The sequence below is a fragment of the Microbacterium sp. RU1D genome, from assembly GCF_900156435.1.
In the GTDB taxonomy this organism is placed as follows: domain Bacteria; phylum Actinomycetota; class Actinomycetes; order Actinomycetales; family Microbacteriaceae; genus Microbacterium.
The window spans coordinates 219,709-243,733 of sequence record NZ_FTPQ01000003.1; the positions used below are offsets into that span (position 1 = coordinate 219,709).

At 69.6% G+C, this 24,025-nt stretch carries 21 protein-coding genes and 1 tRNA gene; 14 read left to right on the top strand and 8 right to left on the bottom strand.

All coding sequences use genetic code 11. The features are described from left to right. Nucleotide 1: 1 nt before the first annotated feature. The gene (locus tag B0B15_RS13250; RefSeq protein ID WP_076676831.1) at nucleotides 2-601 is read right to left on the bottom strand and encodes a heme-binding beta-barrel domain-containing protein; all 600 of its coding nucleotides are present in this window, start codon (nucleotides 599-601) and stop codon (nucleotides 2-4) included. A gap of 131 nt (nucleotides 602-732) precedes the next feature. Then, complete coding sequence (locus tag B0B15_RS13255) at nucleotides 733-1,023, bottom strand: hypothetical protein (protein WP_076676833.1); 291 nt, start codon at nucleotides 1,021-1,023, stop codon at nucleotides 733-735. Nucleotides 1,024-1,139: 116 nt separating this feature from the next. Here B0B15_RS13255 and B0B15_RS13260 point away from each other — a divergent pair, with 116 nt between their 5' ends. From B0B15_RS13260 to B0B15_RS13275, 4 genes are read left to right on the top strand one after another with little or no spacing between them, the layout of a single operon-like run. Further along, entirely contained in the window at nucleotides 1,140-1,832 is a 693-nt protein-coding gene (locus tag B0B15_RS13260; RefSeq protein ID WP_076676835.1) for a winged helix-turn-helix domain-containing protein, read from the top strand. A gap of 56 nt (nucleotides 1,833-1,888) precedes the next feature. Next, a complete protein-coding gene (locus B0B15_RS13265; protein ID WP_076676837.1) occupies nucleotides 1,889-4,057 on the top strand; it encodes an RNA degradosome polyphosphate kinase in 2,169 nt (722 codons plus the stop codon). Further along, complete coding sequence (locus tag B0B15_RS13270) at nucleotides 4,054-4,992, top strand: NUDIX hydrolase (protein ID WP_076676839.1); 939 nt, start codon at nucleotides 4,054-4,056, stop codon at nucleotides 4,990-4,992. Before B0B15_RS13265 ends, B0B15_RS13270 begins: the two co-directional genes overlap by 4 nt. Further along, a complete protein-coding gene (locus B0B15_RS13275) occupies nucleotides 4,989-5,510 on the top strand; it encodes a 4'-phosphopantetheinyl transferase family protein (RefSeq protein ID WP_076676840.1) in 522 nt (173 codons plus the stop codon). The genes B0B15_RS13270 and B0B15_RS13275 overlap by 4 nt, the downstream gene beginning before the upstream one ends. 72 nt (nucleotides 5,511-5,582) lie before the next feature. Here B0B15_RS13275 and B0B15_RS13280 read toward each other — a convergent pair whose 3' ends face one another. Together B0B15_RS13280 and B0B15_RS13285 are read right to left on the bottom strand one after the other, a co-directional pair. Further along, nucleotides 5,583-6,881 carry a M1 family metallopeptidase gene (locus tag B0B15_RS13280; protein ID WP_076676842.1) on the bottom strand — a complete coding sequence of 433 codons (1,299 nt, stop codon included), beginning with the start codon at nucleotides 6,879-6,881 and terminating at the stop codon, nucleotides 5,583-5,585. Further along, the gene (locus B0B15_RS13285; protein WP_076676844.1) at nucleotides 6,878-10,822 is read right to left on the bottom strand and encodes a Pls/PosA family non-ribosomal peptide synthetase; all 3,945 of its coding nucleotides are present in this window, start codon (nucleotides 10,820-10,822) and stop codon (nucleotides 6,878-6,880) included. The genes B0B15_RS13280 and B0B15_RS13285 overlap by 4 nt, the downstream gene beginning before the upstream one ends. 159 nt (nucleotides 10,823-10,981) lie before the next feature. Here B0B15_RS13285 and B0B15_RS13290 point away from each other — a divergent pair, with 159 nt between their 5' ends. The 4 genes from B0B15_RS13290 (at nucleotide 10,982) to pstB (ending at nucleotide 15,180) form a co-directional block, all read left to right on the top strand. Beyond that, on the top strand, nucleotides 10,982-12,109 hold the full coding sequence (locus tag B0B15_RS13290) for a phosphate ABC transporter substrate-binding protein PstS (RefSeq protein WP_076676846.1): 1,128 nt from the start codon (nucleotides 10,982-10,984) through the stop codon (nucleotides 12,107-12,109). 155 nt (nucleotides 12,110-12,264) lie between these two features. Further along, the gene (gene pstC / locus B0B15_RS13295) at nucleotides 12,265-13,302 is read left to right on the top strand and encodes a phosphate ABC transporter permease subunit PstC (RefSeq protein WP_083709036.1); all 1,038 of its coding nucleotides are present in this window, start codon (nucleotides 12,265-12,267) and stop codon (nucleotides 13,300-13,302) included. Beyond that, nucleotides 13,299-14,381: a phosphate ABC transporter permease PstA gene (gene pstA, locus B0B15_RS13300; protein WP_076676848.1), complete on the top strand. Its 1,083-nt coding sequence runs from the start codon at nucleotides 13,299-13,301 to the stop codon at nucleotides 14,379-14,381. The genes pstC and pstA overlap by 4 nt, the downstream gene beginning before the upstream one ends. A gap of 19 nt (nucleotides 14,382-14,400) precedes the next feature. Beyond that, nucleotides 14,401-15,180 carry a phosphate ABC transporter ATP-binding protein PstB gene (gene pstB / locus B0B15_RS13305; protein ID WP_076676850.1) on the top strand — a complete coding sequence of 260 codons (780 nt, stop codon included), beginning with the start codon at nucleotides 14,401-14,403 and terminating at the stop codon, nucleotides 15,178-15,180. Nucleotides 15,181-15,244: 64 nt separating this feature from the next. Here pstB and B0B15_RS13310 read toward each other — a convergent pair whose 3' ends face one another. The 4 genes from B0B15_RS13310 to sigK all read right to left on the bottom strand — a co-directional run bounded on the left by B0B15_RS13310 (nucleotide 15,245) and on the right by sigK (nucleotide 18,676). Further along, the gene (locus B0B15_RS13310; RefSeq protein ID WP_076676852.1) at nucleotides 15,245-16,129 is read right to left on the bottom strand and encodes an aminodeoxychorismate lyase; all 885 of its coding nucleotides are present in this window, start codon (nucleotides 16,127-16,129) and stop codon (nucleotides 15,245-15,247) included. Between the two features lie 380 nt (nucleotides 16,130-16,509). Then, a complete protein-coding gene (locus tag B0B15_RS13315) occupies nucleotides 16,510-17,148 on the bottom strand; it encodes a DNA-directed RNA polymerase subunit beta (RefSeq protein WP_076676854.1) in 639 nt (212 codons plus the stop codon). Between the two features lie 92 nt (nucleotides 17,149-17,240). Beyond that, nucleotides 17,241-18,077, bottom strand: coding sequence for an anti-sigma factor (locus tag B0B15_RS13320; protein WP_076676856.1), 837 nt, complete (start codon nucleotides 18,075-18,077; stop codon nucleotides 17,241-17,243). Further along, nucleotides 18,074-18,676, bottom strand: a complete 603-nt coding sequence (sigK, locus tag B0B15_RS13325) for an ECF RNA polymerase sigma factor SigK (RefSeq protein WP_176776656.1) — start codon at nucleotides 18,674-18,676, stop codon at nucleotides 18,074-18,076. The genes B0B15_RS13320 and sigK overlap by 4 nt, the downstream gene beginning before the upstream one ends. Nucleotides 18,677-18,985: 309 nt before the next feature. Here sigK and B0B15_RS13330 point away from each other — a divergent pair, with 309 nt between their 5' ends. The 6 genes from B0B15_RS13330 to B0B15_RS13360 all read left to right on the top strand — a co-directional run bounded on the left by B0B15_RS13330 (nucleotide 18,986) and on the right by B0B15_RS13360 (nucleotide 23,974). Continuing rightward, nucleotides 18,986-19,663, top strand: coding sequence for a fasciclin domain-containing protein (locus B0B15_RS13330; RefSeq protein ID WP_076676860.1), 678 nt, complete (start codon nucleotides 18,986-18,988; stop codon nucleotides 19,661-19,663). Nucleotides 19,664-19,957: 294 nt separating this feature from the next. Next, nucleotides 19,958-20,323 (top strand): iron chelate uptake ABC transporter family permease subunit, encoded by a 366-nt coding sequence (locus B0B15_RS13340; protein WP_083709038.1) that lies wholly within the window; start codon nucleotides 19,958-19,960, stop codon nucleotides 20,321-20,323. Beyond that, nucleotides 20,320-20,499, top strand: coding sequence for an iron chelate uptake ABC transporter family permease subunit (locus B0B15_RS13345; RefSeq protein WP_076676866.1), 180 nt, complete (start codon nucleotides 20,320-20,322; stop codon nucleotides 20,497-20,499). The genes B0B15_RS13340 and B0B15_RS13345 overlap by 4 nt, the downstream gene beginning before the upstream one ends. A 40-nt stretch (nucleotides 20,500-20,539) precedes the next feature. Further along, a tRNA-Lys gene (locus B0B15_RS13350) sits at nucleotides 20,540-20,612 on the top strand. 507 nt (nucleotides 20,613-21,119) lie between these two features. Then, the gene (locus B0B15_RS13355) at nucleotides 21,120-22,586 is read left to right on the top strand and encodes a family 43 glycosylhydrolase (protein ID WP_076676868.1); all 1,467 of its coding nucleotides are present in this window, start codon (nucleotides 21,120-21,122) and stop codon (nucleotides 22,584-22,586) included. A gap of 50 nt (nucleotides 22,587-22,636) precedes the next feature. Then, complete coding sequence (locus B0B15_RS13360; protein ID WP_076676870.1) at nucleotides 22,637-23,974, top strand: ABC transporter substrate-binding protein; 1,338 nt, start codon at nucleotides 22,637-22,639, stop codon at nucleotides 23,972-23,974. Nucleotides 23,975-24,025 lie beyond the last annotated feature (51 nt).

A 24,025-nucleotide genomic window follows, 5' to 3' on the forward strand; every position in this document is an offset into this window, starting at 1 on the left:
GTCACTCCGCCCGGGCGAGACGGGCCGAGGCGTGCGAGCCGAGCTCGCGCCCGAGGGCGGCGATGTCCCACGCCCAAAGCAGGTGGTTGTCGACGAGGCCGTACAGACGCGTGGCAGCCGAGTAGGGCTTGGCTCCCGCTGTGCGCACGACGGCGTCGGTCGCGAGGTCGATGCGCGGGCCCTTGACCTGCCCGACGTACAGCTCGAGCACGCCGTCGGCGTGGGCCAGGCTCACTTCGATGTCGAAGCCCCCGTCGGCGTTGCGCAGCGCCTCCACGTCGTCGGCGGTCCGGTCGACGGCCGCAGCGGTCGCCGGCAGCAGCGCGGGGCCGGCGTCGGCATCGGAGGCGGGACGCGCCAGTCGCCAGTACCCGATCTCGGAGACCAGGGGACGGCGCTGCTCGCCGTCGAGCAGCCAGGCGTCGGCCGAGTAGTTGAGGAACGCGCCTCCGTCGTGGCTGAAGCTCACGCGATGCGCGAACTCACCGGAGAAGGTGCGGCCGTCGGCCTCGTAGTCGATGACGCCGGTGCCCTCCCAGACGCCGACGAGCCACGAGAGGGGGACCAGGTCGGCCGGGAGGTCGGTGGGGATCTCGATCACGGGAGCGCTCAGCGCTGGCCGCGATAGAGGTTCCAGATGACCGTTCCCGACACGAAGGCGATCGCCAGCGAGGCGAGACCGAGAAGTCCCACGAAGAACAGTTCGAGCGCGAGAAGATCCATACTTTGATCTTAGAGGGCGGCGAGCTCGGCCAGCGCGAAACCGACCGTGATCACGCCGAGCACCACGAGGGCGCCCAGGCTGCTCAGCGCCATGCGCTGGATGAATGCCTGCGAACGGCCGTACCAGAGCTGCACCGCGAACGCGGCGATGATGCAGCCGCCGAGCGCGACGCTGATCCACTGGGCGCGCCACTCCGAGGGGGCGAACAGACCGATCGCCACGCCCGCCAGGGCGGCGAGCACCCACACGGCGACGATGCCACCGAAGGTGCGCCGCGGGGCGAGGTCGGGAGTGGACATGCCCCCATCTTCCCTCAGGACGCGTCGTCGGTGCACGCGAAGCGCCGGTGACAGTGCGTCGCGGCGCGTCACCCTAAGATGATCGGGTGCGCGGCAGGCCGCGCGGGGAGGTCCACTTGGCTCAGCTTCTCGTTCTCAGCTCCGCCCCCGGCGGCGGTGCGGCGTTGCCTGCGCTCGAACTGCTGAGCCACCGCGTGCGCCAGATCCCCGCCGAGGCGGCGCAGTTGATCAACGCGCCCAGCGCGGACGTCATCTTCATCGACGCGCGCTTCGACCTCGTCGGCGCGAAGTCGCTGTGCAAGATCATGTCGACCACCGGGGTAGAAGCGCCATTGGTCCTCATCGTGACGGAGGGCGGGCTCACGGCCGTGTCCACCGACTGGGGCATCGACGACGTCGTGCTGGTGGGCGCGGGACCGGCCGAGATCGATGCGCGCATCCGCCTGGCCATGGGCCGCCGCACGGTCGACCAGGTCTCCACGCGCATCCAGACCTCCGGCATCACGATCGACGAGTCGTCGTATTCGGCCAAGGTGCACGGCAAGCCGCTCGACCTCACCTACAAGGAGTTCCAGCTCCTGCACTTCTTCGCCACGCACCCCTCCCGCGTCTTCACGCGCGAGCAGCTGCTCAGCGAGGTGTGGGGCTACGACTACTTCGGTGGCACCCGCACGGTCGATGTGCACGTCCGGCGACTGCGCGCCAAGCTCGGCGATCTCGAGCAGCTCATCGGCACCGTGCGCAACGTCGGCTACCGCTTCAACGTCTACGAGGACGACGCGCCCGCGGCGGCATCCGCCCCCGCCTGAGACGCGCGGAACCGCGTGTTCACTCCCGTGTCACCGACCCCTGCAATGATGTGGGGATGATGGAACACGACGCGCTGGATGCCGGGCTCGGCGACGCCGACGACGACGACTTCGACGAGGCCGTCGAAGTCGCGGACGACCAGCTGCCCGACCACCGCTACCTCGACCGCGAGCTGAGCTGGCTCGCGTTCAACCAGCGCGTGCTCGAGCTGGCCGAAGACCCCCGCGTCCCGGTTCTGGAGCGCGCCAACTTCCTGGCCATCTTCGCCAGCAACCTCGACGAGTTCTTCATGGTGCGCGTCGCCGGTCTCAAGCGCCGCATCGTCACCGGCCTCGCCGTCCCCACCAACGTCGGCCGCGCCCCGCTCGACGTCCTCGCCGACATCTCCGCCGAGGCCCACCGCCTGCAGCTGCGTCACGCCGCCGCGTGGACCGAGAAGGTGCGCCGCGCCCTGGCCGAGTCCGGCATCGAAGTCGTGACCTGGGACTCGCTCGACGAAGCCACCGCGGCGCGTCTGACCGAGTACTTCCAGCGCAACGTCTTCCCGGTGCTCATGCCGCTCGCGGTCGACCCGGCGCACCCGTTCCCCTACATCTCGGGGCTATCTCTCAACCTCGCCATCCGCATCCGCAACGCCCGCACCGGGCGTCAGGAGTTCGCGCGCCTCAAGGTGCCCCCCATGCTGCCGCGATTCGTCGAGGTCGCCGGCGACGGCCCGGGCGTGCGCTACCTGCCCCTCGAGGAACTCATCTCCAACCACCTCGGCGACCTTTTCCCGGGGATGGAGGTGCTCGATCACCACGCGTTCCGCCTCACCCGCAATGAGGACATGACGATCGAGGAGGACGAGACCGAGAACCTCATCCAGGCCCTCGAGGCCGAGCTGCTGCGCCGGCGCTTCGGCCCGCCGATCCGTCTCGAGATCACCGAGGACATGGATGACGTGACGCGGGCGCTGCTGCTCGGCGAACTCGACATCACGGAGCAGGAGGTCTACCGCCTGCCCGGCTCGCTCGACCTTCGCGGCCTGTTCGACCTCTCGCGCATCGACCGTCCCGACCTGCACTACCCGCCGCACGTACCGAAGACCGCCCTGGCGTTCCAGCCGCCCGAGCAGAACGGGCGCGCCGACCTGTTCGGAGCGATCCGCAAGGGCGACGTCCTCGTGCACCACCCCTACGAGTCGTTCGCGACGAGCGTGCAGGCCTTCCTCGAGCAGGCCGCCCGCGACCCGCACGTGCTCGCCATCAAACAGACCCTGTACCGCACCTCCGGCGACAGCCCCATCGTGCAGGCGCTCATCGACGCCGCGGAAGCCGGCAAACAGGTGCTCGCGCTGGTCGAGGTGAAGGCGCGCTTCGACGAGGCGAACAACATCGTTTGGGCCCGCAAGCTCGAGAAGGCCGGCGTGCATGTGGTCTACGGTCTCGTGGGCCTGAAGACCCACTGCAAGTTGGCCCTCGTCATCCGTGAGGAAGAGGGGCGCCTGCGCCACTACAGCCACGTCGGAACGGGCAACTACAACCCGAAGACGAGTCGCATCTACGAGGACTTCGGCCTCTTCACCGTCGACGACCAGGTCGGGCGCGATCTGACCCGTCTGTTCAACGAGCTCAGCGGCTACGCGATCGAGAAGAAGTTCAAGCGGCTGCTCGTCGCTCCCCTGCACCTGCGCAAGGGGCTGCTGCGTCACATCGAGAAGGAGCGCCAGCACGCCCTCGCCGGCAAGCCGTCGGGCGTGCGCATCAAGGTCAACTCGATGGTCGACGAGCAGATCATCGACGCCCTGTACCGCGCGAGCCAGGCCGGGGTCCCCGTCGAGGTCTGGGTGCGCGGGATCTGCTCGATCAAGCCCGGAGTGCCGGGGATGAGCGAGAACATCACGGTGCGCTCGATCCTCGGACGCTACCTCGAGCACTCGCGCATCTTCTCGTTCGCGAACGACGGAGACCCGCAGATCTTCATCGGCAGCGCCGACATGATGCACCGCAACCTCGACCGCCGTGTCGAGGCCCTCGTACGCGTGGTCGACGAGAACCAGCTCCGCGAGCTGACGACGCTGTTCGACCTCGCGATGGACGACGGCACCAGCTCGTGGCACCTGGGCTCGGAAGGCGAATGGACGCGTCACAGCGTCGGCGCCGACGGAGCGCCGTTGGTGGATCTGCAGGAGCACACGATGGCTCTCGTGCAGCGTAAGCGGCGCACGCGGACGGCGCGGTGACCGAGACCGCCGTCTACGCCGCGGGCGGTGTCGTGTGGCGCGTGGTCGAGGGCAAGCTCCGCGTGCTCCTCATCCACCGCACCAAGTACCGCGACCTCACGCTGCCCAAGGGGAAAGTCGACCCGGGCGAGACCCTCGCCGAGACCGCGGTCCGCGAGATCCGGGAAGAGACCGGAATCCGGGTCGCCCTCGGCGTCCCCGTGGGGGTGTCCCGCTACCGGATGCCGAACGGCCGGACGAAGATCGTGCACTATTGGGCGGCCGAAGCCACCGACGCCGCCGTGCGCACCTCGTCGTTCGTGCCGAACAAGGAGGTCGCGGCGATCGAATGGATGAGCCTGAAGAAGGCTCGCAAGCACCTGAGCTACCCCGTCGACATCGAGATCCTCGAGGAGTTCTCCCGGATCGTCGACGAGGGCGCCCTCCCCACCTTCCCCATCGTGGTGCTGCGGCACGCGAAGGCGCGCTCGCGGGACGACTGGGACGGGAGCGACAGCGCCCGGCCCCTCAGCACCCGCGGACGACGTCAGGCGCAGGCCATCGTGGGCCCGCTGCTCGCGTTCGGCGTGCGGCGCGTGATCTCCAGCCCGGCCGAGCGATGCGTGCGCACCGCGACGCCCATCGCGCAGGCGATCGGTCAGCGCGTGCAGTTCTCCGAGTCGATCAGCCAGGATGCCTGGGAGGAAGGGCGCGCCGACGCGCGGGCCATCATCGGCCAGCGGGTGCGGTCGCGCAAACCCGTCGTCCTCGCCAGTCACGGCCCCGTGCTCCCCGACATCCTGCACGAGCTCGCGCTCGCCACGGGCACCATGAGCGGGTCCTACCTCGGCAGCGCATCGGCTCTGCAGCCGGCGGCGTTCTCCGTCGTGCATGTACCGGTGGAGCACCCCGGCGCGGGCATCGTGGCGATCGAGACCCACGAGCCGCAGGTGTGACCCTCCCCGCCGGTCTCGTCATCGCGTGGGGCGAGGTTCCCGCGGGCGTCGCGCGCCGAGCGGTGTCGCGTCGCCTCCTGGCGCAGGTGCTCCCCGAGGCGCGATTCCTCTCCCGCTGCCCCGCCTGCGGCGGCGACCATGGCCGCGTGCACGTGGAGGGGACGGATGCCACGGTGTCGGTGTCCTACGCGCCGGGATGGTCCGTGGTCGCGATGACACGAGGACGCGCGCGCCTCGGCGTCGACGCCGCTCCCCACGGCGCCCACGGCCTGGAGCGGGTGCTGACGGACGGGACGGCGGATGCGGCCGCCTGGACCCGCGTCGAGGCGGTCCTGAAAGCGGATGGTCGCGGGCTCGCGGTCGATCCGGCGCGCGTCGACGTGCAGGTGAATGCGAGCCCGAGGTGGCGGGCGGCGATCCGGGACGGCGGCCGTGACGACGGGCCCGCGCCCCTCCCCTGGCGCGGATGGGATCTCGAGGCGCCCGACGGCCTCGTCGCGGCGGTCGCCCTGCGCTGAGCCGGTCGTGCGACCGGCCGAGACAGGCCATGGCCGCATCATCGGTCTCGAGGGTCCCTGCGCGTGACTCCCTCAGGGACGCGGGGGAAGCGCCCCGTGGTCGATCCAGCGCGACAGCACGGTCACGGCATCCGCCCCACCGGCCTTTTCGACGGCGCGACGGAAATCGTCTGTCGTCACGAGGCTGTGACGGAACTCGGCCGTCCACCCGCGCAGCAGATCGAAGAACGCGGCGTCGCCGATCCTGCGTCGCACCGCGTGCAGCGCAATCGCGCCGCGCTTGTAGACGCGGTCGTCGAACATGTCGTCCGGGCCGGGGTCGACCAGGAGCAGGTCCTGAGGCTGGGCGGCCAGGCGTGCGTGGCTCTCGGCGACGCACGTCTCGACGTCGGCGCCACCGGACTGCTCCGACCACAACCACTCCGCGTAGCAGGCGAAGCCCTCGTTGAGCCAGATGTCGCTCCATCGTGCGAGGCCGACGCTGTTTCCGAACCATTGATGGGCGAGTTCGTGCGCGACGAGTCGCTGCGCGGCGGGGACGAGGTGGTTCATGCCGAAGACGGCGAGCCCTTGCGCCTCGAGGGGGATCTCCAGCTCGTCGGCCGTCACGACCAGGGTGCACGCCTCCTGGGGATAGGGGCCGAACAGGCGGTCGAACAGTCGCAGCATGTCGGGCACCGTCGAGAACGCCCGGTCGGCGGCCGCCGTCAACGCGGGCGGAACGGTCACCGAGACCGGAGGGACGACCCCCTGGCCGCTCCCGGCGAGCGGGCGCGTCCGGTATCGACCCACGTGGACCGCGGCGAGGTACGTCGCCGTGGGCACGTCGGAGGTGAAGGTCGTCGTCGCACGTCCGCCGCGGCGCGTGGTGGCACCCGCCACGCCGGTGGCCGCGACCGCGTAGCCGTCGTCGACGGTGATCTCCATGCGCATGCGGGCGCGGGCGTCGGGGCGGTCGTTACAGGGGAACCAGGTCGGCGCGCCGATCGGTTGCCCGGCGACGAGGGCGCCGTCGGTCAGCTCCTCCCACCCCACGGTCCCCCAGCGCGAACGGCGCGGCGCCGGAGCGCCCGCGTAGGTCACCTCGACCTCGAACCGCTCCCCCGCCGTGATGGTCCCCGCGGGGGTGACGCGCAGCACGCGCGGGCCCGCGGCGAACCGCACGGGCGCACCATCGACCCGCACGCGGCTCGTACGCAGGCCGACGAGGTCGAGCGCGAACGAGGCGAGAGCGTCACGCGCCACCCCCGCGATCGTCGCGACACCCTCGAGGCGGTTGGTGCGCACGCGATAGCTCAGCGCCAGGTCGTACGACAGCACGTCGTACGCGGTGTCTCCGCTCTGCGGGGCGTAGGGATCGGCGCCGCTCACGTCGTCGACTGGTAGGCGCGGACCTTCACCGCGCGCCACGGGCCGATGGGGTTGCCGCTCCACCGCGAGCCGACGGGCACGGTCTCGCCGCGCATGACCAGCGAGGCGGGACCGACGGTCGCATGCGCGCCCAGGGTCGAGGCGGGTAGCACCACGCTGTGGGGTCCGAGGGTCGCCCCGGGCTCGAGCTCGACGGTGTCCATGCTCATGATTCGATCATGGAAAAGGTGCGTCTGCACGACGCAGCCCCGATTGACCGTGGACGCGTCGCCCAGGGCCACCAGATCGGGCTCGGGCAGCCAGTAGCTGTCGCACCACACGCCCCGGCCGATGCGCGCGCCCAGGCTGCGCAGCCAGACCGCGAGGGCGGGAGTTCCCGCAGCCGCCCGGGCGAACCACGGAGCGGCGACCATCTCGGTGAAGGTGTCCGACACCTCGGTGCGCCAGACGAAGCTCGACCACAGCGGCTGCTCCCCCGGCCGGATGACGCCCACGATCGCCCACTTCGCCGCGGTCGAGACGCCGGCGGCCACGGCACCCGCCGCGAGCATCACGACCCCCGAGAGCAGCAGGGTCCACACCGGTCCGAGACCCTCCCAGAGCGCCGCGAGGACGAGGATCACGCCGAGGCCGATCGCGCACGTCACCACCACCGGCACGAAGCGGCACAGCTCCCACAGCGCGCGGGCGAGACGCAGAACCGCCGACGGCCGGTAGGTGCGCGACTCGTCGCCCTCCGCCGACAGTCGTCGCAGGCGTACCGCGGGCGAACCCAGCCACGAGGAGCCCGGCTTCGCCTTGCGTGGCGCCGCCGACAGCACCGCGACGAGTCCGTCGCGCGGCACACGGTGACCCGGAGCCGCCATCCCCGAATTCCCGAGGAAGGCGCGCTTGCCGATGCGCACGGGTCCGAGCCGCAGCCACCCCGCGTGCAGTTCGTACGAGGCGACCATCGTGTCGTCGGCGAGGAACGCCCCGTCCTCGATGCGGGTCATCGACGGGATGAGCAGCACGGTGGATGCCTCGACGTCTCGACCGACGCGAGCGCCCAGCATTCGCAGCCAGACGGGGGTGAACAGCGACGAGTACAGCGGGAAGAGGATCGTGCGCGCGGCATCCAGGAGGCGTTCGATCGTCCACGCCTGCCAGGCGATGCGGCTGCGCACGGGGTGCGTCCCCTCGACCAGCCCGAGCGAGAACAGGCGCACGAGGAGGACCACGGATGCCGCGAACACGAGGCCCGTGACAGCGACGGCGGGGACGAGCCAGGCGAATGCCGCGCCGGCCGCGGCGCCCAGGGTGGCCGACCCGCGGATACCCTGGGCGAGCACGAGCCCGCCGACGGTGAAGGCGGCCAACGGGAGCAGCGCGAGCAGCACCGCGGAACCCGCGTACGCCCACAGCCAGCGCGTCGGCGACGCCGGCCGTTCCGCCGGCCAGTCCTTGGCGGTGCCGCCGACGCGGACGGCGGGCGATCCGGCCCAAAACTGGTCGGCCTTCACCCGTCCGAACACGGCGGAGCCCGGAGCGATCTCGGCGCGGCGCCCGATGCGCGTCCCCGGCGCGAGGGTCGAGCGCGCACCCACCGTCGCCTGGGCACCGATGCGCACCTCGCCGATGCGCACGAGGTCGCCGTCGATCCAGTACCCCGTGAGATCGACCTCCGGCTCGATCGACGCTCCGTCGCCGACGACGAGGAGGCCCGTCACGGGCGGCAACGCGTGCAGGTCGACGTCGCGCCCGATCCGCGCGCCGAGGGCGCGGGCGTAGTACGACACCCACGGCGCTCCCGCCAGGCCCACGGCATCCACCTGATCGGCGATCTGCTCGGCCAGCCAGAGCCGGATGTGCACCCACCCCCCGCGGGGATGATCGCCCGCGCGCACGCCCGCCAGCAGCAGTCGAGCGGATGCCACGGCGATCGCCATGCGCCCGAACGGCGTCGCGAACACCAGCAGTCCGATGATCAGCGCGGGCCACGACACGCTCGGCAGCACGTCGAAGCCGGGCAGGAGCCGGAGGACCGTCGACGCGGTCAAGAGGTACAGGAGCCAGCGGATGCCGGAGAGGATGAACAACGGAGCGCCGAGGACCGTCTGCATCCACTGCGTCGCACGCGGGGTCGGGGTGGCGCGGTGGAACGAGGCCGGGGTCTCGTCGCTCAACTGGGGCCCGAGCGCCTTGGCCATCGCCCCGAGACGCGGTACGTCGTAGATGTCGGCGACGGCGAACTCCGGCACACGAGCGCGGATGCGCGAGACGAGCTGCGCCGCGGCGAGGGATCCGCCGCCGAGGTCGAAGAAGTCGGCCTTGCGATCGGTGACCGGCATCCCCAGCACCGCCTGCCAGTGCTCGGCGAGCCAGGACTCGTCGGCGGAGAAGTCCGTGGCCACAGGGGCATCGACCCCCGGCAGGGGCCACGGGAGCGCCGCGCGGTCCACCTTGCCCGACGTGCGTACGGGGAGGGAATCCACGACACCGAGCAGCGGGATCGTCGCGGCGGGCAGCCGCTCCGCCAACAGGCCGCGAGCCGCGTGCCGATCGAGCTCGCGCCCCTCCTCCATCACGAGGTATCCCACGAGCACCGGAACGCCCGCGTCCGTCGTGCGCACCGCGACGGTCGCGGCGGTGACCAGCGGAAGGTCCTGCAGGGCCGACTCCACCTCGCCCAGCTCGATGCGCCGGCCCCCGACCTTGACCTGATCGTCGGCCCGTCCCTGGAACACCAATCCCTCGGTGTCGAAGCGAACGAGATCGCCCGAGCGGTAGGCCCGCTCCCACCCCAGCGTGGGCATGGGCGCGTACTTCTCGGCATCCTTCGCCGGATCGAGGTAACGAGCCAGTCCCACGCCCCCGATGATGAGCTCGCCCACCTCTCCCTCGGCCACCGGCTGCCCCTCGCCGTCGACCACGGCGAGCGCCCAGCCGTCGAGGGGAAGGCCGATGCGCACGGGCAGCGAGCCGTCCAGCGGTGCGGCGCACGCGACGACCGTGGCCTCGGTGGGGCCGTAGGTGTTCCAGACCTCGCGCCCCTCGGCGACGAGGCGGGCGGCGAGCTCGGGCGGGCAGGCCTCGCCGCCGAAGATCAGCAGGCGCACGTTCTCGATCGAGTCGGCCGGCCACATGGCCGCGAGAGTCGGAACGGTGGAGACGACCGTGATCCCCTGTCGCAGCAGCCAGGGCGCCAGGTCTTCTCCGGATCGCACCAGCGAGCGAGGAGCGGGCACGAGGCACGCGCCGTGGCCCCACGCGAGCCACATCTCCTCGCATGACGCGTCGAAGGCCACGGACAGACCCGCGAGCACGCGGTCTCCCGGGCCGAGCGGCTCGTCCTGCACGAAGATGCGTCCCTCGGCCTCGACGAACGCCGCCGCGGAGCGGTGCGAGACGGCGACCCCCTTCGGCACCCCCGTGGAACCCGAGGTGAAGATGATCCACGCGTCGTCGTCGACGGTGGGCGGTGCCACGATCGGCACGGCGCTCGTGCTCGGGTGGGGCGCCTCAGCGTCGTAGAGCCGCACGAGGTCGCCTGTCCCGTCGCCCGGCACGAACTCCCCGTCGCCCGCGACGATTCCGCGCACTCCGGCCTCGCCGAACACCAGCCGCGCGCGCTCGTCGGGGTCGTCGGCGTCGACGGGCACGTAGGCCGCGCCCGCGGCCATGACCGCGAGGATCGAGACGTAGAGCTCCTTCGACCCCGAGGGCATGCGCACGCCGACGCGGTCGCCGCGGCGCACACCGGCATCGTGCAGGGCCACCGCCGTCCTCCAGACGCGCGCCAGCAGCTCCCGGTAGCTGAGGGCGCCCGATCCGTCGTCGATCGCCGATGCTTCCGGATGCCGCGCGGCCACCGCCGACAGCAGGTCGATGAGCGTGCGCGCGGGGGCTGCGGCATCCGTTCGATCGAGCGGAGCCTGGGCTGCGGAGGCGGAGGTCGTCACGGGGGTGAACAGTACAAGGCCCGGGGAAACACCCCGGACGGGCCCTCCTGGTTCACCTTCCGTTCACCCGCGCAACGCAGACTCTTAAGAGTCGCTGTTTACCGTTCCCGACGAACCCTGCACCGGGTTCCGTCCCCAAACATGCGAAGGATTCACATCGTGAAGCTCTCCCGACTCGCCCAGCTGGGCACCGTGGCCGCCGTGGCCTCCCTGACTCTCGCCGGTTGCGCCGGCACCTCGGGCTCCGGCGACGCCGCGGGCTCCGCGGCATCGCCCTCGTCGTCCGACGTGGCGTTCAGCATCGACCCGAACCTGTCGGGCACGATCACCGCGGGCGGCTCCAGCGCCCAGTCCAACGCGCAGGCCGCGTGGACCAGCGCCTACAACGCACAGGCCAAGGGCGTCACGATCAACTACGACAAGTCGCAGGGCTCCGGCGGCGGCGTCACCAACTTCCTGAGCGGTGCGTACGACTTCGCCGGCTCCGACGCCCCCCTCAACGCCGAGCAGACCGCGCAGTCCGAGGCGCTGTGCACCGAGGGCGGCGTCAACATCCCCGTCTACCTCGACGGCGTCGCGATCATCTTCAACATCCCCGGCGTGACCGACCTGAAGCTCTCGGGCGAGACCATCGCGAAGATCTTCGCTCTGCAGATCACCGACTGGTCCGACCCGGCCATCACCGCGGACAACGGCACCGCGCTCCCCGCCGGCACCATCACCACCGTCGCCCGCTCGGACGGCTCGGGCACCACCCAGAACTTCACGAACTACCTCGCAGCGACCCAGTCGTCTGTGTGGACCTCGCCCGCCGGCAAGGACTGGCCGATCGAGGGCAACGTCTCGAAGCAGAAGGGCGGCTCGGGCGTCGTCGAGGCCGTCAAGGCCGGCTCCGGCACCATCGGCTACGCCGACCACTCGGCCATCGGCGACCTCAACGCCGCATCGATCATCCAGGACGGCACCGCTGTCGCCTACAGCGCCGAGGCCGTCACCGCGACGTTCGAGGCCGCGGCCGTCGACGCCTCCACCGGCGTCGCGGGCGACCTGGCGAAGAAGTTCGACTACTCGAAGCTCACCGCCGAGACCTACCCGATTCCGCTCGTGTCGTACGCGATCACCTGCACCACGTTCAAGGACGCCGCGCAGGCCGCGCTCGTGAAGTCGTACCTCGGCTTCGTCACCAGCTCGCTCGGCCAGCAGGTCGCCGCGAAGAACGCCGGCTCCGCCCCGCTGCCGGACTCGGTGCTCGAGGCCGCGGCCGAGACGCTCGCCGCCATCAAGTAAACATCTCTCCGGTTTCGGCCCGGCCCGCACCTCGCGTGCGGGTCGGGCCGGGCTGATCGGAACGGTCGACCAGATCGAACGCTCCGCTGAGCCGAATCCTCAGAGAACACCCGACCGAGGAGCACCCATGACCCGTGCCGAGCGTGAGGTCCCCCGTGACTGACACCGTCTCCGACACCGAGACCGCCCCGTCCGCACCGACCGGTCCGACCGATCCGGCCCCCGCCCGCACGAGCATCGTGGGCAAGCGCCGGGTCGGCGACTCCGTCTTCCTGGGCCTGTCGACGACGGCCGCCGTGTCGATCATGATCATCCTCGCGGGTGTCGCGGTCTTCCTCATCCTGCGCGGCCTGCCCGCCATCACGGCGAATTGGAGCGAGGGCGACCTCGCCGGCTACCAGAACGGGCAGTGGTCGAACTTCTGGGAGTACGTGGGCCCGCTCCTCTTCGGCAGCGTGTGGGCTGCGCTCATCGCCATGATCATCGGCACCCCGGTGGCCATCGGCATCGCGCTGTTCATCTCGCACTACGCTCCCCGCCGTATCGCCGGCGCCCTCGGATACGTGGTCGACCTGCTCGCCGCGGTCCCCTCGATCGTGTTCGGCCTGTGGGGCATCATCGTCATGCGCCCGCTGCTGCTGCCCGTCGGCGAGTTCCTCAACCAGTACCTCGGCTGGATCCCGTTGTTCCAGGGTCCCGTGTCGTCGACCGGCTCCACGATGCTCACCGGTGGCGTCGTGCTCGCGGTGATGATTCTTCCGATCGTCACCTCGATCACCCGCGAGATCTTCCTGCAGACCCCGCGGCTGCACGAAGAGGCCGCCCTTGCCCTCGGCGCGACGCGCTGGGAGATGATCCGCCTGTCGGTGTTCCCCTACGCCCGCAGCGGTATGGTCTCGGCCACGCTGCTCGGTCTCGGTCGCGCGCTGGGTGAGACCATGGCGATCGCCCTGATCATCTCGCCGAGCCTGATCTACTCGGTGCTGCTGCTGACCGACGGCTACAACTCGCAGACCATCGCGGCCAACATCGCGCTGAACTTCCCCATCGCGACCGATCTGCAGCGTTCCGCGCTCATCGGCACCGGCCTGATGCTGTTCGTCATCTCGCTGGCGGTCAACATGTTCGCCCGCTACATCATCGGCGCGACGGGCCCCGGCGCCAAGGGTCGCAAGAAGGGCAAGCGCTCATGACCGTCACGGCCCCCTCCGCGCCGCTGGCCCTCACCAGCGGTCAGCTGCCGCGCTTCATCGAGCCGATGGTGCTCGTGGGCGTCGCGATCGTCGTCGCGGGTCTGCAGCTGCTGTTCGGCGGCTTCAACCTCGCGGCGTGGCTCATCCTCACCGCGGTGCTGTACCTGATCGCCATCGGCGTCGGCTCGGCCATCGTCGAGAACCGCCGCAAGGCCGTCGACCGCGTCGTCCGCGGCCTCGTGACGGCGGCCTTCCTGCTCGCCGTGGCCCCGCTCATCTCGACGCTCTACACGGTCGTCTCGAAGGGCCTCGCGGTGGTGAACCTGCCGTTCATCACGCAGGTCGGCGGCTCCTCATTCGACCCCGACACCCTCGAGGTCGTCGCGACGGCGGGCGCCTGGCAGGCCATCACCGGGACGCTGATCATCACCGGCATCGCCGCACTCATCTCCGTGCCGATCGGCATCCTCGCCGCCGTCTACCTGGTCGAGTACGCCCAGCCGAACAATCCGCTGCGCCGCGCGATCACTTTCCTCGTCGACGTCATGACGGGCATCCCCTCGATCGTCGCGGGTCTGTTCGCGTTCTCGCTGTTCAGCCTGATCGTCGGCCCGAAGGCGTTCAGCGGGTTCTCGGCATCCATCGCCCTGTCGGTGCTGATGATCCCCATCGTCATCCGCTCCACCGAGGAGATGCTGCGCCTGGTGCCCGCCGACCTGCGCGAGGCTTCGCTCGCCCTGGGCGTACCGCGTTCGGCGACCATCATCAAGGTCGTGCTGCGCACGGCCGCCTCGGGCATCATCACCGGTGTCGTGCTGGCGGTGGCCCGTGTCGTAGGTGAGACCGCGCCGATCTTCATCGCGGCGAGCTTCACCGACAACTTCAACGCGAACCCCTTCGAGGGGCCGATGCAGACCCTCCCCGTCATGGCGTACACCGCGTACAGCTTCCCCGGCCAGGACATCGACGCGTCGCAGGCCAACGCCTGGGGTGCCGCGTTCCTCCTCGTCGTCCTCGTCGTCATCTTCAACCTGATCGCCCGTATCGTGGCGGCGGTGTTCGCGCCCAAGGCGCGCTGAGTTCAGAAAGGCACCTCTCGTGTCCAAGAGCATCGAGGTCCAGGACCTCAACGTCTACTACAGCGATTTCCTCGCGGTCGAGGGCGTCTCGATCGACATCGAGCCTCGCTCCGTCACCGCCTTCATCGGCCCCTCCGGGTGCGGCAAGTCCACGTTCCTGCGCACGCTGAACCGTATGCACGAGGTGATCCCCGGCGGTCACGTCAAGGGCCGCGTGCTCATCGACGGCGACGACCTCTACGGCCCGGGCGTCGACCCCGTGCTCGTGCGTCGCCACGTGGGCATGGTCTTCCAGCGCCCCAACCCCTTCCCCACGATGTCGATCCGCGAGAACGTCCTCGCCGGCGCGCGCCTGAACAACAAGCGCCTGTCGAAGAGCGACGGCGACGCCCTCGTCGAGAAGTCGCTGCAGGGCGCCAACCTCTGGAACGAGGTGAAGGACCGCCTCGACAAGCCCGGCGGCGGCCTCTCCGGCGGTCAGCAGCAGCGTCTGTGCATCGCGCGCGCGATCGCCGTGTCGCCCGACGTGCTGCTGATGGACGAGCCGTGCTCGGCTCTCGACCCGATCTCGACCTTCGCGATCGAGGAGCTCATCTCCGAGCTGAAGAACGACTACACGATCGTCATCGTCACGCACAACATGCAGCAGGCCTCGCGCGTGAGCGACAAGACGGCGTTCTTCAACATCGCCGGCACCGGCAAGCCCGGGAAGCTCATCGAGTACAACGACACCTCGACGATCTTCACCGCCCCGACCGTTCAGGCGACCGAGGACTACGTTTCCGGTCGCTTCGGATAAGCACTCGTGCACGCGATGAAGGCCCCCGCTCCGGCGGGGGCCTTCGTCGTTCAAAGCGGGGATGTCAGCCGCGGCGGCCGAGCAGGAAGCCGTTCAGCTCGTCCGTGAGCCCATGGTCGACGACGATCGGGCGGCCGTCGACGGCGGAGATCGGCGCCGCGAGACGCACGCTCGACAGCAACCACGCGGCATCCGCTCGCTTGAGGTCGGAAGCCGGGACGTCCTCGTACGCCGTCGACGAGCCACGCTGCTCGAGGTGCGCGAACACGCTCAGTTGGGTCGTGCCGTGCAGGATGCCGGCGCTCGGCGCGGGAGTGACGAAGCGGCCGTCGATCCGCAGGAGCACGGATGCCGTGGGCGCCTCGAGCAGGAAGCCGTCGGTCGTGACGAACAGGGCGTCGTCCGCCCCTCGGCGCTTCGCCTCACGGATGGCGGCCATGTTCACCGCGTACGACAGGGTCTTCGCCCCGAGGAGCAGCCACGGCGCGCGCCCCGGCACATCGAGCGGGTAACCGCGGTCGAGGGTCACGACGCGGACGCCGTCGCGTCGCGCCGACGCGTTGTCGGGCGCGGTCGCGAGGGTGACCCAGGCGGTGGGGGCCGGGCGTCCCTCGACGCCACGGCTGAGGATGAGCTTGATGACGCTCTCCCCCGGTCCCGCCTCAGCGCTCACACGCTCGACCGCGGCGCGCCACTGCGCCAGGTTCGGTGCCGGAAGGTCGCACAGGGCCGCGGAGTGCGCGAGCCGTTCGAGGTGGGGGCCGACCTCGTGGGGGTGGCCGTCGACCACGCCGATCGACTCGAAGACCCCGTCGCCGCGCTGCGCGCTCAGCTCACCGAGCTCCAGCGCCGGGACGGACGGATCGAGCACGCGGAGGGAGTGGGAGAAGTCGGCGCTCTCCTGCGCGGATGCCGCGGGGTCGATCATGAGTGCGAAACGCCAGGCCATGCAGCGAGCCTACGACGCGCATCCGACACGCCCGGGCCTTGTCAACGGGCGCCGCGGAGGGAATGTCTCGGGGGCGGTCTTGTTACACTCTCATAGCCGGGCCGCAGTAACCCCGGGCTCCATCTTCTGCCGCTATGAGCGGCCTTGCGCCGAGAGGCGTTCTGCGGTCCGGCACTTATCTTTTCCGGCGTCCGTCGCCGACGAGGGCATGACCCGTGCGCCCCCACCGCTCCGTTCTCCCCCGCGCATCCCATTCCCCGCGGCATCCTGGTCGACTGTCCAACACACGCCGTGCCCCCCGCGAGCTCGCGGCGTGTCCTGGACACTCGACAGGAAAGGGGGCGCCGACGGAGCGACCGGGTCCCAGCGGCGGGTCCGGCTCACGTGAGGGCGTCGCGGCGCCAGAGCGACGCCGCGGCCGAGAGGTCGTCGGCGTAGGTGGCCAAACGCAGTGCGCGGGTGGTGAGCGCCGACGCGCGCTCGGATTCGGTGTTCTCGTAGTCGTCGGCGAGATGGGTCGAGCCGGCGGCCTGGACGCGGCAGAAGGCGGCTGCACGATCGAGGGCGACTGCGAAGTCCCCCTCGAACAGGCCGCGCAGGATGGTGTCGATGAGCTGAACGAGCTCTTCCGGCCCGGCCGGCGCGGGTGCACCGGCGACGACCGCGTCGACGGTGGACATCTCCACCCGACCCCGCTCGTACAGCAGTGCGGCCGTGGCGGCGTCGTCGTGGATCATCAGCTGCAACAGGTAGAGGCGCCACAGGGCTCCCGGCAGGGACCGGGCGGGCGAGCGAGACCAGAGCTCGGCGATGTCGTCGATGCCGTGATCATCGGTGAAGGCGACGAGCCGCTCCACCACGTCGACGCTCGGATCCGCGCGCACACGCGACAGCAGCGCCTGGGCCGTACTGTGCGCGACCCTCGACACCTCGGCGGGGTCTTCGGCCGAGAAGAGGCGGTCGAAGAGCTCGGCGGGGCGCCGGACGGGCTTGTGGAATTCGCGGGGTGAGTCGCTCATCATTCCAGGCTAGGGCGTGCCCCTGGGCGGACGGGCCGCCCCACACGGCCCGGACGCCCTCCCCGGGGCGAAGCCCCCGCGGTCGCGTCGAGTCAGGCAGTCGCGACGGCAACCACGGGTGCGGTGCTCGGGGTGCCGTCGGGCGATCCCCCGTCGGGCTCGATGGTCACGGCGATGACGTCGCCGCTGTGCATCTCGCCCTGCAGGACCGCGGTGGCCTTGCCGTCGGCATCCGGCTTGAACGTCCCCGCAGCGATCGGGGTCTCATCGCGCACGAACCACAGCTCGTAGGTCTTGCCCTCCTCGGGGGCCGGCATGCCGTCGGTGACGAGCACGCTCTGACCGGTCGAGGGTGACCAGTGCGCGGTCGCGACGGTGCCGTCGGGCATGGTCGCGGTCGCCGACTGCGCGTCGGGGGCGTCCTCGATCTGCTCGAGGGCCACGACCGCCGGCGGCGGGGAGAAGATCTGGCTCACCGTGACGGCGCCGAAGCCGAGCACGAGCACGGCCGCGAACGAGGCCGCGAGCGTGAACCACCGGCGGGGTCCCCATCCGGATGCCGCGGATGCACCGAGCGAAACGGTCTCCCGTTCGGGAGAGACGGGCGCGGCGCCCAGGGCGGCGAAGTCTTCGTCGTCGACGGTCGGGAGGGTGCCATCGATGGATGGTTCGCGGGAGGATGAGTTCTGCGGAGGCGTCTCCTGAGGAAGCTCCGAGATGCGGGCGAAGAGCGCTTCGCGCACGGACGGCGGTGGCTCGACGGGCTGCACAGAAGCGCTGAGGGCGGCGACGACGTCGCTCGCATCGCGGACGTGGTGGTCCCAGTGCGGATTGCCCGCCAGCGCCTCCTGGTACGCGCGTTCATCCGCCTCTGACAACGCGTTCATCGCGTGTCCGACGGCGAGGTCGGCGAAATCCCTCTCGTTCACTTGTCCACCCCCATTTCCATCCTCAAGCGCGATAACCCATCGCGCATCCTGGTCTTGACCGTACCGAGCGGCGCCCCGACGAGGGTAGCGATCTCACTTTGGCTGTACCCACCGAAATAGGCGAGTGTGAGCGCTTCCTTCTGGGCATCGGGGAGCGCCGCCAATGCATCGACGACGCGCCGCCCTTCCATTTTCAGTTCGACTCTCTCGGAGACGTCGTCGTAAGCGACGTCCATATCTCGAAAGCCCGCGCGCACATCGCGATCCGAGCTCGACTGCGACGACCGCACGCGGTCCACCGCTCGTCGATGCGCGATCGTGAGAACCCACGACCTTCCCTGTCCTCTGTTCGGAGTGAAACGGGAAGCGGATTGCCAGACTTCCAGGAAGACCTCTTGCAGCACTTCCTCGCTCTGCGCGCGGTCGACGAGGACGCGCAGGATGAGTCCGAACGCCCGTGCGGAGAGAGCGTCGTAGACCTCGGCGAACGCCGCCCGGTCGCCGGCGGCGACACGCAGGAGAAGGCTTCCGATCTGGTCGACAGTTCCCGACCCATCCTCGGGCAGGTCGAAACCGTCGATCACCATGGCATCCATCATTCCCTACCGACGCCGGGAGTCCCACGCACGTGCGCGCGCGTCGCGGTTGGGCTAGTGAGGGTCGGACACGGCAGGTGCACCCATACGAGGGCCGGTTCAGAAAATATTCTTGAGAATATTTAGAACGCCCTGACCAGGAGTTTTCACCCCGAGATGGGTGCCGGTGGGCGCCCATTCGCAATATTCCGCAATCCGATCCCCGAGGGGTCCCGAAGACCCTGTGTAAGCCGCTTCACGGCGAACCGCCCCTCGCACCGGGGTGTCCCTGACGGGTCGCAGACGCGATCCGAACGATTTCGGAGGAATGTCATGCTCACCAACAAGAAGCCTGTCGTCGCCGGTCTCGCCCTCGTTCTGGGTTCGGCCTTCGCTCTCACCGCATGTTCGGATGGCACCACCTCGGGCAGCACCACCGAGGAGAGCAGCTCCATGGCTCCCTCCATGGCCGCTTCGCCTTCCGCGTCGGCGTCGTCGTCGATGATGGACCCCGCCGCCAACCTCGTGGGCCCCGGTTGCGCCGACTACGCCGCCGCCGTTCCCTCGGGCGCCGGTTCGGTCGAGGGCATGGCCGCTGACCCGGTCGCCGTCGCCGCCTCGAACAACCCGCTCCTCACCACGCTCACCGCGGCGGTCAGCGGCCAGCTGAACCCCAACGTGAACCTGGTGGACACCCTCAACGGTGGCGAATTCACGGTCTTCGCTCCGGTCGACGACGCGTTCGCCAAGATCGACGCCGCCACGATCGAATCGCTGAAGACCGACACCGACACGCTGACCAAGATCCTCACGTACCACGTGGTCCCCGGCCAGATCGCCCCGGACGAGATCGAGGGAACGCACGCCACGGTCGAGGGCCAGGACCTCACCGTCGCCGGCTCGGGTGACTCGATCACCGTCAACGACTCGACCAACGTCATCTGCGGTGGCGTCCAGACCGCCAACGCGACCGTGTACCTCATCGACTCGGTGCTGATGCCCCCGATGTAAGTCCTCGGAGCGTGAGTGATCACGCTTCCGACCGATCGATGACCGATCGGACCTGACGGCGAGCGCCGGACCCCAGGCGAGGGGGTCCGGCGCTCGCTTTCGTTCGTTCTTCAGTCTTCTTCCAGAGAACGGACGATCTCGGTCTGCACGAGACGGGCCGCCGAGGGAAAACTCCGTCGGCTTCACTCGACCCCATCCCGGGTTCGAGGTCGCGCGCCACGGCCCACTCGCCGGTCGCACCCGCCTCGAAGTCGATGGATGCCGCGGGGGCGGCGGTTCCCACGCATCCGGTGAGTGTCAGCAGGACCACCGACGTCACGGCGGCGAGCAGGTGTCGAGGACGGAACGCGCGCGCTCGGAGTGTCCCCGACCCTCGTCGTCGTCGGCGCCGCAATAACGCTGCTGTGCGCGACGGCCACCTCCGCCGCGGGACCCCTCGCCTTCATCGGACTGCTCGTCGCCCACCTCGTACGAGGACTCATCGGCGTCGACGTGCGTTCCTCCCTTCCCCTGGCCGCCGTGAGCGGCGCCGCGCTCGCTCTCGCGAGCGACATCCTCGGGCGGGTCATCGCTCCTCCCGGCGAGATCGAGGCGGAGATCGTCGCGGCGTTCCTGGGCGCTCCGCTGCTGCTGTGGCTCGTCATCCGGAAGGCGTCGTGACCGCCAACGTGGCCGTCGCGCGACGCGGGTCGGCACTGACCGGCGCGACCGTCCTCGTCGTCGCCGACGTGGTCGCGCAGCGCGCCCTCGCGCCCCTGCAGATCCCGGTGGGGCTGCTCACCGGCGTCGTCGGCGGGGCGTACCTCTTCTGGATCGTCACCCGCTCACGCCGATGAGCACGCCGGGGGCGGGCGTCCCGGTAGGCTGGAGGCATCAGGGCCTGTAGCTCAGTTGGCAGAGCATCGGACTTTTAATCCGCGGGTCGAGGGTTCGAGCCCCTCCGGGCCCACAGTTGTGGCGGCTACTCGAAGCGTCCTGCAAGGCGATGTTTCTGCTCCCCTGACCTCTTCAGCTTCCACATAGGCGCGCCGGTGCAGCCCCTAATCCATAGGTCGATGAACCTTGTCGCTGGCGTTCCCGTAGGCCGCGCCTGGTCGACTTTCTTCAGCTCCGGCTAGAACGACGCGATCGACGGGTTACGCCTTGTCGGGAACACCTGCCCGCGGGTGGAAGATCGGAGGCTTTCCGCGGGCGCACGGGCTGAGGAAGCCGACTGCGGGGTCTGGTGCCGTCGAGGCACCCAACGAGGGCGGGAACGGTCTCGTTGTGCCATCGAGGGACATCCCCTGTCCCCTTCGGTCAGCCAGCGGAGTGGTGGAGCGGGGTCGTGCCGTGACGATATCGAGTGGTGTGATTAACCGATTGACCTTAGCGCTCGGCCCCTGCTATCGTCCTGAGTAACCGATTAACCATGCCGGGTTCATCGGATACGAGGTCTCGTTGAGGAGTCATCCATATGGACCAAAGAGGGTTCTTCCAACCGTCCGGAGCCTGGGTCGGTGATGTCATCCCGTGGCAAGAAGACGGCAGGTTCCACCTCTTCTACCTGCACGAGTCGCGTCGCACCCCCAAGATCGGCATGCCGTGGCACCGGGTCGTCACCGACGACCTCGTCAGCTTCACCGAATCCGGCCCGGCCTTGGCCTCCGGCGGACCCGATGCCGACGACTTCAACGTCTACACAGGAAGCGTCGTCGTGGCCGACGGCATCCACCACGTCTTCTACACCGGACAGAATCCGGACGTCCTCGGGAACGACGGGCTCCCCCTCCAGCTCGTACTGCACGCGACGAGCACGGACGGTATGCGTACCTGGGAACGTCATCCGGAAGACACGTTCGGTGCCACAGCGGGTTACGAGACCGCCGATTGGCGCGACCCCTTCGTGTTCCGTGACGAGGAAGCCGGGCTGTGGCGCATGCTCGTGACCGCCCGTCACGCGCACGGCCCGGAGCGCCGCCGCGGTGTCATCGCGCAGTGCGTCTCATACGACCTCCGGTCCTGGGAGCCGGCCGATCCGTTCTGGGATCCTCGGCGTTATCTCGCGCACGAATGCCCGGAAGTGTTCGAATGGAACGGGTGGTGGTACCTGGTCTACTCCGAATTCAGCGAGTCCTTCACCACGCGCTACCGCGTCTCGCGCAGCCTGCACGGCCCCTGGAGGGTGCCCGAGAACGACACCCTCGACGGGCGCGCGTACTACGCGGCGAAATCGGCCGCCCGCAACGGACGCCGCTTCTTCTTCGGGTGGATCTCCTCGCGGGAGGGCTCCACCGACGACGGCGATTGGCAGTGGGCCGGTACTCTCTCCGTCCTGGAGGCAGAGCAGAATTCCGACGGGACCCTGCGTTTCCACCCTCCACGGGAGCTACTCCAGACCTTCGATCGCGGCGTCGGAGGACTGGCATCCACGACCGTTCTGTCCGCACCTGACGGATATTCCGACCTCGTTCTCCCGGGGACCGCGCCCACCACCTTCCGCGCCCAGGCGGAGTTCGACATCGCCCCGGACACCACCGAATGCGGGCTCCTGCTGCGGGCGAGCGCCGACGGTGACGAGGCTTACGTACTGCGCCTCGAACCCCGCCGCAACCGCCTCGTTTTCGATCGCTGGCCGCGCCGTCGCACCGGCGGTGAGCAGTGGCAGATCTCGGGCGACGTCCCGTTCGCCATCGAGCTCGAACGTCCCGTGCGCCTGGAGCCCGGCCGGCATCGGCTCGACGTCGTCGTCGACGACGACCTGTGCGTGGCGACCGTCGACGGTGCCGTGACGCTCAGTACACGGCTCTACGACCGCGCCGAGGGAGCGGTCGGCGCCTTCGTCGGGGAGGGGACCGTCACCGTCCTCGAACTCGACGTGTCCGCGCGGACCCCCGACGTCATCGACCCCCTGCGCGACGACCTCCTGGTCGCGTCCTCCTGATTCGTTCTTTTTCTCCCCACCACCCGAACCACACATCAACGGAGATTCCTATGGTTAACCTCACACGCACGGCATCCTGGGTCGCCCTCGCTGCTGCCGTTGCCCTCGTTCTGTCGGGCTGCGGCGCTTCCAGCGGCGGCGCGGACCCGACCGACGTTCACCCCGAGGGGGAGATCAAACCCCGCGAGATCTCGTGGCTGCTGTCGCGTCCGGCCGACGGCGGCGTGATCACCGCGATGCAAAAGATCGCCGACGAATACGCCGCCGACCACCCGGGCTTCTCGCTGAACCTCATCACGACGCCCGATCGCCCAAGCTACATCCAGAAGTACGAGACTCTGGCCGCAGCGAACAAGCTGCCTGAACTCTTCGACACGGATGCCACCCCGTTCGCTCAGAAGCTCGCACAGCAGGGTCGGATGATCGACGTGGACGCACTGCTGAAGGACCTCGGCCTCGCCGACACCTACCGCGAAGCTGCTCTGAACTACCAGCGCTTCGACGACGGCTCGCTGTACATGGTGCCCTTCGAGTTCCAGCTCGAGTTCTTCTGGTACAACCGTGATCTCCTCTCGCAGGCCGGGGTCACGGTTCCGGCCACTCTCGACGACTTCGCGCCGATGTGTCAGGCGCTTCGCGCGAAGGGCATCACCCCGATCGCGCTGGACGGCGCTGACGGATGGCCGCTCGAGCGGTACATGGCGTACTACCCGTTCCGCCAGGTCGGCCCCGAGTACGTGCAGAAGCTCAAGACCGGGGAAGCGAAGTTCTCAGACGCCCCCGGCCTCGCCGCGGCCGAGTGGCTGTCCGGGCTGGGTAAGGCCGGCTGCTTCCAGGAGGGCTTCTCCTCCACCGGATACGCCGACGCGCAGGCGCAGTTCACGTCCGGCAAAGCGGCCGTGTACAACATCGGCACGTGGGAACTCGGAAACCTCGCGACCGACAAGCTCGACGCGGGCGTCCGCGACAAGGTCGACTATTTCACGCTACCGACGCTCCCCGGGGCGGTCACGGCCGACAACGAGTACGTCACCCCCTCCGGAATCGGGATGGCCGTGAACACCGCCACGTACGACCCCCTGGTCCGGGACTTCCTGAAGTTCGCGCTCGAGCGCTACCCGGCCGAGGTCGCCGCATCCGGCGCGCTCTCGCCGACCACCGATGTCCAGACCGCGATCCCGTCCAACGCGACGCCTCTGTACGACCGGGCGATCGCGCAATCCGGCGACGTGGGAACCAAGATTGCAATGCCGTGGGACACGCAGCTGGACCCCGCCACGAACACGCGTCTCCAGCAGGAGCTGACCCTGCTGGTCCAGGGCGACATCACGCCCGACGAGTTCGTGGGGACGATGGATGCCGCCTTGAAGGAGAACGTCGGTGGCTGATGTCCTGACGTCCGGCCGGCCCCGGGTGACCGGGGCCGGCCGGCCCACCCG